13 protein-coding genes are annotated in these 12,567 nt (G+C 69.6%); 7 read left to right on the forward strand and 6 right to left on the reverse strand.

Going from position 1 to position 12,567, the window contains the following annotated elements; genetic code table 11:
* The first annotated feature begins 232 nt into the window (after positions 1–232).
* The 3 genes from LFM09_RS38760 (at position 233) to LFM09_RS38770 (ending at position 4,063) form a co-directional block, all read left to right on the forward strand.
* Complete coding sequence (locus LFM09_RS38760) at positions 233–2,830, forward strand: ATP-binding protein (protein ID WP_414101606.1); 2,598 nt, start codon at positions 233–235, stop codon at positions 2,828–2,830.
* Between the two features lie 122 nt (positions 2,831–2,952).
* Positions 2,953–3,210 carry a hypothetical protein gene (locus LFM09_RS38765; protein WP_414101607.1) on the forward strand — a complete coding sequence of 86 codons (258 nt, stop codon included), beginning with the start codon at positions 2,953–2,955 and terminating at the stop codon, positions 3,208–3,210.
* 10 nt (positions 3,211–3,220) lie between these two features.
* Positions 3,221–4,063 carry an NYN domain-containing protein gene (locus LFM09_RS38770; protein WP_414101608.1) on the forward strand — a complete coding sequence of 281 codons (843 nt, stop codon included), beginning with the start codon at positions 3,221–3,223 and terminating at the stop codon, positions 4,061–4,063.
* Between the two features lies 1 nt (position 4,064).
* On the opposite strand, the gene LFM09_RS38775 is transcribed toward LFM09_RS38770, so the two are convergent.
* Positions 4,065–4,415, reverse strand: a complete 351-nt coding sequence (locus LFM09_RS38775) for an STAS domain-containing protein (protein WP_414101609.1) — start codon at positions 4,413–4,415, stop codon at positions 4,065–4,067.
* A gap of 126 nt (positions 4,416–4,541) precedes the next feature.
* Between LFM09_RS38775 and LFM09_RS38780 the strand changes: the two genes are divergently transcribed.
* Positions 4,542–4,847, forward strand: a complete 306-nt coding sequence (locus tag LFM09_RS38780) for a hypothetical protein (protein WP_414101610.1) — start codon at positions 4,542–4,544, stop codon at positions 4,845–4,847.
* A gap of 48 nt (positions 4,848–4,895) precedes the next feature.
* Positions 4,896–5,303 (forward strand): hypothetical protein, encoded by a 408-nt coding sequence (locus tag LFM09_RS38785; RefSeq protein WP_414101611.1) that lies wholly within the window; start codon positions 4,896–4,898, stop codon positions 5,301–5,303.
* On the opposite strand, the gene LFM09_RS38790 is transcribed toward LFM09_RS38785, so the two are convergent.
* Positions 5,294–6,598 carry an MFS transporter gene (locus tag LFM09_RS38790; RefSeq protein ID WP_414101612.1) on the reverse strand — a complete coding sequence of 435 codons (1,305 nt, stop codon included), beginning with the start codon at positions 6,596–6,598 and terminating at the stop codon, positions 5,294–5,296. The two genes, LFM09_RS38785 and LFM09_RS38790, sit on opposite strands and share 10 nt — an antisense overlap.
* 75 nt (positions 6,599–6,673) lie before the next feature.
* Positions 6,674–7,318, reverse strand: coding sequence for a TetR/AcrR family transcriptional regulator (locus LFM09_RS38795; protein WP_414101613.1), 645 nt, complete (start codon positions 7,316–7,318; stop codon positions 6,674–6,676).
* Positions 7,319–7,427: 109 nt separating this feature from the next.
* Here LFM09_RS38795 and LFM09_RS38800 point away from each other — a divergent pair, with 109 nt between their 5' ends.
* Together LFM09_RS38800 and LFM09_RS38805 are read left to right on the forward strand one after the other, a co-directional pair.
* Positions 7,428–8,276 (forward strand): shikimate dehydrogenase, encoded by an 849-nt coding sequence (locus LFM09_RS38800; RefSeq protein ID WP_414101614.1) that lies wholly within the window; start codon positions 7,428–7,430, stop codon positions 8,274–8,276.
* On the forward strand, positions 8,266–10,041 hold the full coding sequence (locus LFM09_RS38805) for a bifunctional sugar phosphate isomerase/epimerase/4-hydroxyphenylpyruvate dioxygenase family protein (protein WP_414101615.1): 1,776 nt from the start codon (positions 8,266–8,268) through the stop codon (positions 10,039–10,041). The genes LFM09_RS38800 and LFM09_RS38805 overlap by 11 nt, the downstream gene beginning before the upstream one ends.
* Here LFM09_RS38805 and LFM09_RS38810 read toward each other — a convergent pair.
* From LFM09_RS38810 to LFM09_RS38820, 3 genes are all read right to left on the reverse strand, one after another.
* Complete coding sequence (locus tag LFM09_RS38810) at positions 9,980–10,897, reverse strand: PucR family transcriptional regulator (protein ID WP_414101616.1); 918 nt, start codon at positions 10,895–10,897, stop codon at positions 9,980–9,982. The two genes, LFM09_RS38805 and LFM09_RS38810, sit on opposite strands and share 62 nt — an antisense overlap.
* Before the next feature lie 19 nt (positions 10,898–10,916).
* The gene (locus LFM09_RS38815; RefSeq protein WP_414101617.1) at positions 10,917–11,177 is read right to left on the reverse strand and encodes a hypothetical protein; all 261 of its coding nucleotides are present in this window, start codon (positions 11,175–11,177) and stop codon (positions 10,917–10,919) included.
* Between the two features lie 175 nt (positions 11,178–11,352).
* On the reverse strand, positions 11,353–12,552 hold the full coding sequence (locus tag LFM09_RS38820) for a cytochrome P450 family protein (RefSeq protein WP_414101618.1): 1,200 nt from the start codon (positions 12,550–12,552) through the stop codon (positions 11,353–11,355).
* Positions 12,553–12,567: the final 15 nt, after the last annotated feature.

The raw sequence follows: 12,567 nt of genomic DNA on the forward strand, positions 1-12,567 counted from the left end.
ATCCGACCACTGAACTGCCCGCAATTCTGGGGCGCCACGCAGGGGACCAACAGCGACAACCCACACACCTCACCGATACATTCGGAGTAGTGGAGGGGTGTGTGTGGACGGGTCATTCGGCGCNAGCCGATCCGACCACTGAACTGCCCGCAATTCTGGGGCGCCACGCAGGGGACCAACAGCGACAACCCACACACCTCACCGATACATTCGGAGTAGTGGAGGGGTGTGTGTGGACGGGTCATTCGGCGCATTGCTGCGCCACCACCGCCTGACCTCGGCGTTGACGCAGGAAGCGCTCGCGGAGCAGGCCGGGATCAGTGCTCAGGCGATCGGCGCGCTCGAACGCGGCACCCGCCGGTACCCCCACCGCGAGACCGTGTTGCGGCTGGCCAGGGCCTTACGGCTCGGCCAGGACGAACACGCCGAGCTGGTCACGGCCGCGGCCAGGCCGTCGGTGCCTCGCGCCGAGCCTTTGCCGCCTCCCGACCGGACCGTCGCCGCTCAGCTTCCTGCGGGCGTGCAGGGGTTCACCGGCCGTGAGGACGTCCTGCGCGCCATGGACTCGTTGCTCGCCAATGAGCCGTCGCACGCGGTCGTGGTGTCCACGCTCGCCGGCATGGCGGGGATCGGCAAGACGACGTTGGCCGTCCACTGGGCTCATCGCGCCCGGTCGCGGTTCCCCGACGGGCAGCTCTTCCTCAACCTGCGTGGTCACGGCGGCGGCGCACCGGTCACGCCGCTCGAGGCACTGACTCACCTGCTGACCGGCCTCGGCCTGGAGCGCGGCAACGTGCCCACCGACGTCGACGCCGCCGCGGCGACCTATCGGACGTTGCTCGCCGACCGGCGCGTGCTGGTGGTGCTCGACGACGCCGTCGACGCGCGGCAGGTGCGGCCGCTGCTGCCGGGTTCGCCGGGCTGTCTCGTGCTCGTGACCAGCAGGTATCGGCTCGACGGGCTGGTCGCGCGGGACGGTGCCACGCGGATCCAGGTCGACCTGCTCGACGCGGCGCAGGCACGGGCGTTGCTCGTCCACGTGCTGGGGGAGGAACGACTCGAAGGCGAACCGGTCGACGACCTCATCGAGCTGTGCGCGGGGTTGCCGCTGGCGTTGCGCATCGCCGCCGCCCACCTGCTGGGCGGCCGGTCGATCAAGAGCTACGTGGCCGCGCTGCGGTCCGGCGACCGGCTGGGTTCACTCGCGGCGCCCGGCGACCCCGACACCGCGGTGGGCGCGGCGTTCGACCTGTCCTACGCGGCGCTGGACCCGCTGCCGCAACGGGTGTTCCGGCTGATGGGGCTCATGCCGGGCCGAGACCTGACCGCGGACGCCGTCGCCGCGCTGACCGAGCTCGACGCTTTTGAGACCGAGCGCTGCCTGCACGCGCTCACGGCGGCCCATCTCGTCGATGAACACCAACCTGGCCGGTACACGTTCCACGACCTGCTCAGGCTCCACGCCGCGCAACTGGCCACCGACGACGAGTCCGCGGCCGCGACCGAACGGCTGTGGGGCCACTTCGCGCTGACGCTGCTCAACGCCGGTGAGCGGGTCGACCCCCGCACGTACCGGCACGTGCTGGCCGAGGACTACCGCCACACGACGTTCATCGACGACACGATCGCGAACACGTGGATCGACGTCGAGACCGAGAACCTGGTCGCCACCACGCACGCCGCTGCCGCCGTTGGGCACACCCGGCTGGCTGTCCAGCTGTTGATCGCGCTGCACCCGCAGTTCGAACGTCACCGCATGGAGGCGGTGTGGCTCGAGACCGGGACCGTTGTGCTGGAGGCGGCGGTGCGCAGCGGTGACCTGCTCGCCGAGGCACACGCGCTGCGGATCATCGGCGACGCCCACTGGTGCGGCTGCGACTACGAGAAGTCCCTGACGTTCCTGGGAAAGGCACTCGATGTCGCCGACCGGCTCGGCCACACCGAGTTCTACCGCGTGGTGCTGTGCGCGCTCGGCAGGACGTCGATCTCGATGGGCCGCCCCCGCGACTGCGCCTCCTACTACGAACGGGCACGCGAACTGTGGCGGCAGGACGGCCGCCCGACCGACGGCTCCCTGGTCCTCGGCGACGCCTACTGGGAGCTGGGCGACCTGGAGCGCGCTTATGCGTTGCACACCGAATCCATCGAAGCCGCACGCCGCGACGGCGTCCGCTACGGCGTCCTGCTCGGCGAAACGCACGCGGGCCGCACCAGCCAGGCACTCGGCCGGCTGGAACGCGCGATCGAGCACTACACCGCGGGCCTGGCGCTGTGCCGTGAGTTCGCCGAACCCGCCGAGGAAGCCGGCAACCTCGCGAACCTCTCCGGCGCCTACCGCGACCTGGAGAAGTACGACCTCGCCCTGGACACGGCCCGCGAGGCGCTCGACATCGCGACCCGGCTGGGCATGCGACGCACGCAGATCAGCGCGTGGCACGTCCTCGGCAGCACCCACCTGCTGCTCGGCTACGACGACGCCGCCCGCACCGAGCTCCGAACCGCCCTGGACCTCGCCGTCGCCGTGTCACACCAGCGCGGCCGATGTGACGCCCTGATCTCGTTGGCAGCACTGCACTTGCGGCACTGCGAGCACTCCGCCGCACGCGCGCTGGCGTCGGAGGCGCTGACGGTCAGCCGCGGCACCGGTCATCGGTTGCCGGAAGGGGAAGCGCTGCGGATGCTCGCGGAGGTGGACCTGGCCGAGCGCCGGTTCGACGATGCGCAGCGCCTGGCGGACGAGGCCGGGACGTTGCACGCGCGGTCCGGTTACCGGCTGGGGTCGGAACGGGTCGCGGACACCGTGCGCCGCATCGCCGAGGCCCGAGGCTGAACTGACGTCGACGCCGCCGGCTCGTTCGCGTTCCACCTGGTCTCGTGTCACCTGATCGAACAGCTACGAAGCATCATCGCCGGCGGCCGCCACCGCTCGCTACCTGTCATCCCTACGACGGCTTGCGCGTCGCCGCCGCCACCGGCATCGTCTCGACGTTGCCCGGCCCGCTGCTCACCCTGTCCGGTTACCTGCCCACCCACGGAGCCGTGGAGGCGCTACGAGCCGCGGTGACCGGCGGGCCCGGCCTGGCCACCGGCGTGGCCGAACTCTGCACGTGGCTGCTGGTCGGCGGCCTGGCCACCGTCCTGGTCACCGACCGCCGCCGCTACCTCTCAGGCCGCCGCCTGCGTACGGACCGCCTGGCACTGGCCGGGTAATGTTCTCCGGATGGGGGAGACCGTCCGCATCGGAGTGTTCTACGACGGCACGTGGTTCGCGTACCTCAGCGACTTCTACGCCACCGCGCACCAGCGCGCGGCCAGGATCGCGCTCGACGGCCTGCACGACGCCCTGCGCTGGTACGTCCACACCGAAACGGGCCGCCCGCTGGACGACTGCGTGGTCGCCGAAGCCCACTACGTCCGCGGTCGCATCGAGACTCCCGCCACGTCGTTCGACGCCGTCCTGAGCGCCGCCGGCATCACCCGCCACGACCTGCCGCTGCACGGCGGCAAGGAGAAGGGCGTGGACGTCCAGCTCGCACTGGAGGCCTGGGACCAGGCGACCACCGTGCCACTCGAATGGGTCGTCCTGCTCACCGGCGACGCCGACTTCGCCCCGCTCGTGACCAGGCTGACCGCCCGCGGCGTGCACGTGATCGTGCCGGTGGTGGACATCCGCTCGACCGCCCCCGCCTGGACCCCGCGCACCGCGGCCCCGCTGCGCGCCGCGACCCCGTTCACACCTGGTTTCGACGACCTGTTCGCCCCCGCCGACCAGCCCGGCACCCCGCTGCGGCCGGCCTTCGTGCGCTCCAGCCAGGCCGTGGCCTCGCCGGTGGGCACGCCACGAGGCCGCAGGCGTGGCACCGTGACGGAGTGGAAGTCCGGGCAGGCGCACGGCTTCATCACCGACACCCGCGGCGGTTCGTGGTTCGTGTCCCGCGACGAACTGCCGGAAGGCCTCACGCTGCTGCTGGCGGGCACACCGGTGTCGTTCACCGGCTCGCCAGTGCCCACGGCGGGCCGCAAGTACCCGAGGGCGCAGTCGGTCCGCCTCGACTCGGCGTGACTCAGCCAGCCGCCAGGGCCTCGTCCACGGTCGCGTGCAGCTCGATCATCTCGTTCAACGTCGTCGCCCGCAGCGCCCGCAGCACGCTGCCCGCCGGCGCCACCACCCGCAGCGTCGTGCCCTCCTCGACCCCGCGCAGGTGGAACTCGACCAGCACGGAAAGGCCCGTCGACGCGAGGAACGAGACGCCCGTCATGTCCAGCACGACCGCGAGCCGGCCCTTCGCCGCCTCGGCGAACACCTCCGTCAGCCGCTCCTGCAGGAGCGGCGCCGTGTAGGCGTCGACCTCTCCGGCGACCTCCAGGACCACCGCGTTCTGCCGCTGTTCGGACTTCATCTCCAAAGGCGCCACCCCGCCACCCTTGCAGGCAGGGCGCCTGATGTCGATCAGCAGGGGCGGCGTGGTGACTATTCGTGCCGCGGATTTTGTGCTCGCAGCGCAAGCGGCGAACCATCGGAAGCCGATTGACTTCGTCTTGTGCGAACTGCAGGGCTTGTCGTCGTGGGAGTGATCACCGGCTGGGTCTGCGCCGTCCTGCTCGGGCTCGCGTTCGGTGGTGCGGTGGCCGACCGGTTCGGCCTGCTGGGCGCACCCGGCTCCGAGGGAGTCGCCTGGGGCGACTGGCGCTCGTTCACCGTCTACACCGGACAGCCCATGCCGTGGGCGCCGGAGTGGCTGGTACCACTCGCCGCCGTCGGTGCGACCGCCGCGGAGATCGCGTTGTTCGTCTGGCTCATCTCGGGCCCGGCACGCAAGTGGGCGGTGCGTTGCTGCTCGCCGTGACGCCGGCCCGCTCTGTCACACATCGACGCGCCGTCTCGTCCACATGACATGAAACTGCTACTCGACCGGATCAGCCTGGCCTTCATCGGCGTCACGTCGGCCTACGTCGGCATCTACGCCTACTTCGCTGCGGCGTCCTGGTACGCGAACTTCCCCGGCTTCGGCCTGCGCTGGCTGCCGCAACTGGGCCCGTACAACGAACATCTCATCAAGGACGTCGGCGCCATGTACCTGGCGCTCACCGTGCTGAGCTTCCTGGCGTTCGCGAACGCCAGGAAGCCGGTGATCGTCCAGATGACAGGCGCCGCGCTCCTGGTGTTCAACACCCTGCACTTCGTCTACCACCTGACGATGCTGCACATGTACGAGCCGCGCGACCAGTGGCTCAACGCGGTGCTGCTGGGCCTGCTCGTGGTGCTGTCGGTGATCCTGGTGATCCAGCCGCGTCAGACCTGAGCAGCGGCAGGAACCCGCGATTGTTTCGGTGAGCGCCCGAGTTCCGCGGTCGGAAGCCGGAAGGTCTCACGCCCGGTCGCGATCGCCGCCGCGCTCAGCACGCACACCCCGGCGGTGAAGATCGCGACGCCCACCCAGCCGTCGCGGCCGGAACCGATCGCGGACACCACACTGGGAGCGAGGCCGGCGATCGCGAAACCGAACTGGGTGCCGATCGCCATGCCGGACAGCCTGACCTGGGTGCTGAACATCTCGCCGTACAGCGACGGCCAGATCCCGTTGATGCCGGAGTAGACGACGCCGAACATCAGGATGCCGAAGGTGAACACCAGCGCGTACGAGCCGATCGAGATCGACCACAGGTACGGGAAGATCAGGATCGCGCACCCGAGACAGCCCGCGATGAACACGGGCTTGCGGCCGATCCGGTCGGAAAGCCCGGCCAGCAAAGGGATGGCGGCGAGCGCGACGACGTTCGCGAGCACGCCGACCCACAACATCGGCGTGCGGGCCAAGCCGACCGTGTTCACCGCGTAGCTCAAGGCGTAGACGGTGAAGATCGTGCTGACCGACGCGATGGTGGCCGCGATGACGACCCGCAGCACGGCAGCCCAGTGGGAGCGGAACAGCACGGCGACCGGCAGCTTGGCCACCTCGGCCTTCTTGAAGGCGGATGTCTCGTCGATCTTGCGCCGGATGACGAGCCCGACGACCACGACCAGGGCGCTGCACCAGAACGGAACCCTCCAGCCCCACGACAGCAGGTCGTCCTGGGGGAGTGCGGCGACGGGCAGGAAGATCGCGGTGGCCAGGATCTGCCCGGCCTGGGTGCCGCTCAGGGTGAAGCTGGTGAAGAAGCCGCGCCGGTGTTCTGGCGCGTGTTCCAGTGACATCGAGTTGGCGCCCGCCTGTTCGCCCGACGCCGAAAGTCCTTGCAGCAGGCGGAGAACGACCAGGAGCACCGGTGCGAGGACACCGACCGAGGCGTAGGTCGGCAGACAGCCGACGGCGAACGTCGCCACGCCCATCAACAGCAGTGTGAACACCAGGACCTTCTTGCGCCCGAAGCGGTCGCCGACGTGCCCGAGCACGAAGGCGCCCACCGGACGGGCGAGGTAGCCGACGCCGAACGTGGCGAGCGCGAGCAGGGTGCCGGTCGCGGGCGAGGTCGCGGGGAAGAAGACCTTGTTGAACACCAGTGCCGCGGCCGTGCCGTAGATGAAGAAGTCGTAGTACTCCAGCGCGCTGCCGATCCAGGCCGCCAGCGCGGTCTTGCGGGCCATCGATGTGGTCACGGCGTACTCCGATGTACGTTCTAGTTAGTTAATTAAAGGTCGAACACGTGACCCCCAGGTGTCAAGAGCTGGTTTTCAGCTGGTCAGGTAGTCGATCACCAGGTCGCTGAGCATGCGCCGGTGGTGCTCGCGCCGTGCCGGGTCGAGCATGTCCCGCCCGAAGATCGCGGCGAACGTGTGCCGATTCGCGAGCCTGAACACGCAGAACGAGCTGATGACCTGGTGGATGTCGAGCGCGTCGACGTCGCCGCGGAACCGGCCTGACTCGCGGCCGCGTTCGAGGGCTCGGGCGAGGCCGTCGAGCGCCGGGTTCGCGAGGTTCGCCAGGATCTCCGAGCGCGCGATGTGCTTGGCGTGGTGGATGTTCTCGATGCTGACGAGGCGGATGAAGTCCGGGTTCGCCTCGTGGTGGTCGAACGTGAGCTCGGCGAGCCGGCGGATCGCGATCTCCGGGTCGAGGTGCTCGACGTCGACACCGGCCTCAAGTGCGCGAATGGCCGAGTAGGCCCGTTCCAGGACGGCGATGTAGAGCTGCTCCTTGCCGCCGAAGTAGTAGTAGATCATCCGCTTCGTGGTGCTGGTGCGCTCGGCGATCTCGTCGACCCGCGCGCCGGTGTAGCCCTTGTCCGCGAACTCGTGTGTGGCCACGTCGAGGATGTCGGCGCGGGTGCGCTCCTTGTCGCGCTGGCGCTCGGCCTCGGACGACGACGGTGCGGCCACCGGGTACCCCTTCGATCAACGGATGACCAGGCAACTCTAGTGGAGTACTTCCGGCACGCCGAGACCTGCGCTAACGTGAACTCACTAGTTCGTACATTACGGAGGACGGGTGTCCAGCTTCCTGATCGGCCTCATCGGCTCCGGTATCGGTCCGTCCCTGAGCCCGGCGCTGCACGAACGCGAGGCCGACCGGCTCGGGCTGCGTTACGTCTACCGCCTGCTCGACCTGGACGTTCTCCGCCTTCCGCTGGGCGAGGTGCTGGCGGCGGCCAGGATCGCGGGGTTCGACGGCCTCAACATCACCCATCCCGCCAAGCAGGCGATCATCCCGTACCTGGACGAGCTGGAGCCCGAGGCGGCCGCGCTGGGTGCCGTCAACACCGTGCTCTTCGAGGACGGCAAGACGATCGGCCACAACACCGATGCGGCGGGGTTCGCCCACAGCCTGAGTCGCGGCCTGCCCGACGTCGCGATGGACAAGGTCGTGCTGCTGGGCGCGGGCGGCGCGGGCGCGGCCGTGGGGCACGCGTTGCTGTCGCTCGGCACCGCGCGGCTCGGCGTCCACGACGTCGACCTGACTCGCAGCGCGGAGCTCGTGGACGCGTTGCAGCGCAGGTTCGGAGCTGAGCGCGCCGTCATGTGCACCCCGAACGCCGTCCAGACCGCCGACGGGCTGGTCCACGCGACACCCACGGGCATGGCCGCGCATCCGGGGCTGCCGATCGACGAGTCGTTGCTGCACGACGAACTCTGGGTCGCCGACATCGTTTACCGGCCCCTGGAGACGGCTCTGCTCGCGGCGGCACGCGCACGGGGCTGCCGTGTGTTGCACGGCGGCGGCATGGTCGTCCTGCAGGCCGCAGAGTCCATGCGGCTGTTCACCGGCATCGAGCCGGACGCGGCGCGGATGCTGGCCCACTTCGAGGAGATGGAAGGGGAACCCGCTCATGCGGCCTGACCCGCGCACCGGCATCGCCACCGTCTGCCTGTCCGGCACGCTGGAGGACAAGCTCGCCGCTGCGGCGAAGGCGGGTTTCGACGGCATCGAACTGTTCGAGAACGACCTGCTCGCCGCGCGTCCCGGACCCGCCGAGATCCGCAAGCGCTGCGCCGACCTCGGGCTGAGCATCGACCTCTACCAACCCTTCCGCGACTTCGAGGCCGTGCCGCCGGACGTCCTCGCCGCCAACCTGCGCCGCGCCGAGCACAAGTTCGACGTCATGGCGGAGCTGGGCGTCGACACGGTGCTCGTCTGCTCCTCGGTGTCGCCGGACGCCATCGACGACGACGATCTCGCGGCCGAGCAACTCCACCTTCTCGCTTCGCGCGCGAGTGAACGCGGCCTGCGCATCGCCTACGAAGCGCTCGCGTGGGGCAGGTACGTCAACGGCTACGAACACGCGTGGCGAATCGTCCGCCGCGCCGCGCACCCGGCACTCGGCGTGTGCCTGGACAGCTTCCACATCCTGTCCAAAGGGGACGATCCACGGGTGATCCGCGCGATCCCCGGCGAGAAGATCTTCTTCCTGCAGCTGGCCGACGCGCCAACGTTGCCGATGGACGTCCTGCAGTGGAGCCGCCACCACCGGCTCTTCCCCGGCCAGGGCGACTTCGACCTGACCACGTTCACCGGTCACGTCCTCGCCACCGGCTACACCGGCCCGCTGTCGCTCGAAGTCTTCAACGACGTCTTCCGCCAGGCCGACCCGTACCGCGCTTCTGTCGACGCGATGCGCTCGTTGCTGGCGTTGAAGGACTCCTTGGGGCTGCTGGACATTCCTTCCGCGCCCGCCTCGCAGGGCTACGCGTTCGCCGAGATCGTCGGCGACTCCGGCCTGGCCGCGCTGGGCTTCACCAGGGCGGGCGTGCACCGCACGAAGCCGGTGGAGCTGTGGACCCAGGGCGAGGCACGGGTACTCGTCAACGCGTCGGGCGAACCCGGCACGATCGCCGCTCTGGGCATCACGGTGCCCGACCCCACTGCGGCAGGCCAGCGCTCTGAGGGAATGCTCGCTCCTGCCTTGTCCCGCACGGCCGGTCCCGGTGAAGCGGCGCTGACCGCGATCGCCGCACCCGACGGCACGCAGATCTTCTTCTGCTCCTCTGACGACTGGATCGAGGACTTCGTCCCGACCGGCGAGTCAGCGCCGGCGGCCGGCATCACGGGCATCGACCACGTCTCGCTGACCCAGCCGTTCGACCACTTCGACGAGGCCACGCTGTTCTACCGCTCGGTGCTCGGCCTCGAACCCGGCCCCGTCACGGAGTTCGCCGCGCCCTACGGACTCGTGCGCGGCCGCGGGGTCAGCGGCTCGGGCATCCGGCTGTCGCTGGACGCCGCACTGGTCCGGCGCGGCGACTGGGCGCCTGCCGTCCGGGAACCGCAGCACATCGCGTTCTCGTGCGACGACGCGTTGGCCAGCGCTCGGGCGTTGCGAACGCTGGGCGCACGGGTGCTGGAGATCCCCGCCAACTACTACGACGACCTCGCAGCGCGGACTGGTCTTGCCGCAGAAACGATCGGTGCGTTGCAGGAGTGCTCCGTGCTCTACGACCGCGATGCGCGCGGCGAGTTCCTGCACTTCTACACCGAGCTGGCGGGCGCACGGGTGTTCTTCGAGGTGGTGCAGCGCATCGGGGACTACCGCGGGTTCGGCGTGGTCAACGCGCCGGTGCGGATGGCGGCACACCACGACGCGAGGCTGACCTCAACCCAGCACTGAGGTTCCGAGCGTCGGCCAGGTGCAGGGCGACCTGCAGCCGCAACCGGTCGTCCCGCACCGACCGGTCGAGCAACCGCTCCGCCTTGCGAACCCGGTACGGCACGGTGTTCTTGGCGACGTGCAACTCGCCGGCCGCAGCCGCGACGCCCTTGTCGTGGTCCAGATAAGCCTTGAGCGTCAACCGCAACTCGGCGCTCGCCGCGTCGTCAGCGCTGAGCGGCCCCAACTCCCGCCGTACGAAATCCTTGGCAGTGTTGATGTTCTCGGCGGCCAGCGCCACCAAACCCAGTTCCTCGTAGGTGGACAGACCCGGCTTGCGACCCGCGAGCCGGGTCAACCGCTCCACCGCCACGGCCTGCTCGTGACTCGCGCGAAACCCGACTGTGCCCGCCTCGGGCAACCCGGCGGCGACGTGCACGTCGAGATCGTCCGGCACTTCCGCCCGCGGCCCGCTCCCTGCCCGCGATCCCCAGGCCCACAACTTCGTCGGCCCCGCCACCACCAGGAGCTGCGCGGTGCACCCCGCCAACACCCGCAGGGCCGCGCGTTCAAGGTCCCGCGCGGTGTACTCGGTCAGCTCGTCGCTCCACACCAGCAGAGCGAGATGATGGCGCGAGAGGTCGTATCCCAGCCTCCGGCTCATGACCTGACCGTCCGACGCCCCGCTCAGCACCGACTCCACGAGATCCCGCCGCGTGAACGCCGCACTCCGCAGCCACCGCTCCCGCTCGGCCGTGAACTGCGCGATCAGGGTGCTGGACAGGAAGTCCAGCCCGCCGAACAGATCCGACATCAACTGCCGCGTGGCCGCACCGCGTTCCGAGACGGAGAGCTTCTCCTCCGCCAGCGACGACAACTCCCTGGCGACGTTGGCATTAGGTCCGCTGCACGCCCTGCACGACCACCTCGACTGATGTGCCCCTGGCCACCGCCGCCTTGGTGGCCCTGTCGCCCTCGGAGATGAGCGAACCGCAGTCCGCCCGGCCGGTGCGCGCCGAGACCAGCGCGCTGAGCACCACCGCCTCGGCGACCCGCGCCTCGGAGGAACCAGGATCCCGTTCGTACGCACATTCGAACAGCGCGCGGGCGTGCTCGACGCCCCACGCCACCAGGTCGTCGCCGATGAGCTCCGCCACCTCGGCGAGCAGCGCGGACCTGCTGGCCAGCCTCGTCCGCTCCTCGGTGGGACGCAGCGCGTCGAGTCACGATCGGTCTGCGGTCACCCGGTCCGACTAGGTCTGGGTGCCGCTTGATCTTTGGGCCTGTGCGGCGCCGATTTCGTGGGCCAACGGGCTGTTCTACCGCAAAAGCCTAGGGACCCAGTCGCACCGGCAGGGTGATCAGGCCCCTGATCAGGGTGCTGTCGCGCCACCCGAGCTCCTGCGGCGACCCGGCGAGCTCGATGTCCGGGAACCGCGAGAGCAGTCCGCGCAGCGCGATCTCGAACTCCAGCCGCGCCAGCGGCGCGCCGAGGCAGTAGTGGATCCCGTGCCCGAACGCCACGTGCCCGGCCGCCTGACGGGTGACGTCCAGCTCGTCCGGCGCCGCGAAACGGGCCGAGTCGCGGTTCGCCGCGAGCAGCGACACCAAAACCAGCTCGTCCTTCGGGATGGTCACGCCGCCCAGCTCGACGGGTTCGGTGGTGTAGCGGAAGGTCGCCAGGTTGACCGGTCCCTCGTAGCGCAGGAACTCCTCGGTCGACCCCGCGATCAGCTCGGGCTTCTCCTTGAGCAGCGCCAGCTGGGCGGGGTGGCGCAGCAGCGCGAACACGGCGTTGCCGATGAGGTTGACCGTCGTCTCGTGCCCGGCCACCAGCAGCAGGAACGCCATGGAGACCAGCTCCATCTCCGACAGCCGGCTGCCCTCGTCCTCGGCGTGCACGAGTGCGGAGAAGAAGTCGTCGCCCGGCGCCTTCCGCTTCTCCTCGACCATCCCGAGCAGGTACTGCGACATGGCCGCTCCGGCCGCGGCGACCGCCTCCTGCGTGTTGTAGGTCAGCAGCGTGGTGGTCCACTCGCGGAACGAGTCGCGGTCCTTGGTAGGGATGTCGAACAGCTCGCAGATCACCGTGATCGGCAGCGGGAACGCGAACGCGTCGAGCAGGTCGACGGTGCCCTCCATGTCGTCGAGCAGCTCCTTGGTGATCTCCTCGACCCTGGGCCGGAGCATCTCGACACGGCGCGAGGTGAAGGCCTTGTTCACCAGCTTGCGCAGCCGGGTGTGGTCCGGCTGGTCGGCGTTGAGCATGTGCGAGTTCAGCACGTCGTCGAACATCCGCTTGCCGGAGTTCGAGTCCGCGTGGTGCTCGAACAACCAGCCGCCCTTGCTGATGTCCTTGCTGATCCGCGGGTCGCTCAGCGCCGTGCGCGCCTCTTCGTAGCGGCTGACGAGCCAGACCTTGAGCCCGTGCACGAGGCGGAGCTCCTTGACCGGTCCTTCGGCGCGCAGCACGTCGTGCAGCGCGTGCGGGTCGTCGACGTACTCGAGCGGCAGCCGGTAGTAGTCAGTCACCCCATCGACTAAACC

This window comes from Lentzea alba (assembly GCF_047445655.1).
Classification (GTDB): Bacteria; Actinomycetota; Actinomycetes; order Mycobacteriales; family Pseudonocardiaceae; genus Lentzea; species Lentzea alba_A.

Coding starts and splice junctions, on each gene's coding strand:
- LFM09_RS38805 (WP_414101615.1), top strand. CDS start 8,266: ATGCGGCCTGACCCGCGCACCGGCATCGCCACCGTCTGCCTGTCCGGC.
- LFM09_RS38785 (WP_414101611.1), top strand. CDS start 4,896: ATGAAACTGCTACTCGACCGGATCAGCCTGGCCTTCATCGGCGTCACG.
- LFM09_RS38770 (WP_414101608.1), top strand. CDS start 3,221: ATGGGGGAGACCGTCCGCATCGGAGTGTTCTACGACGGCACGTGGTTC.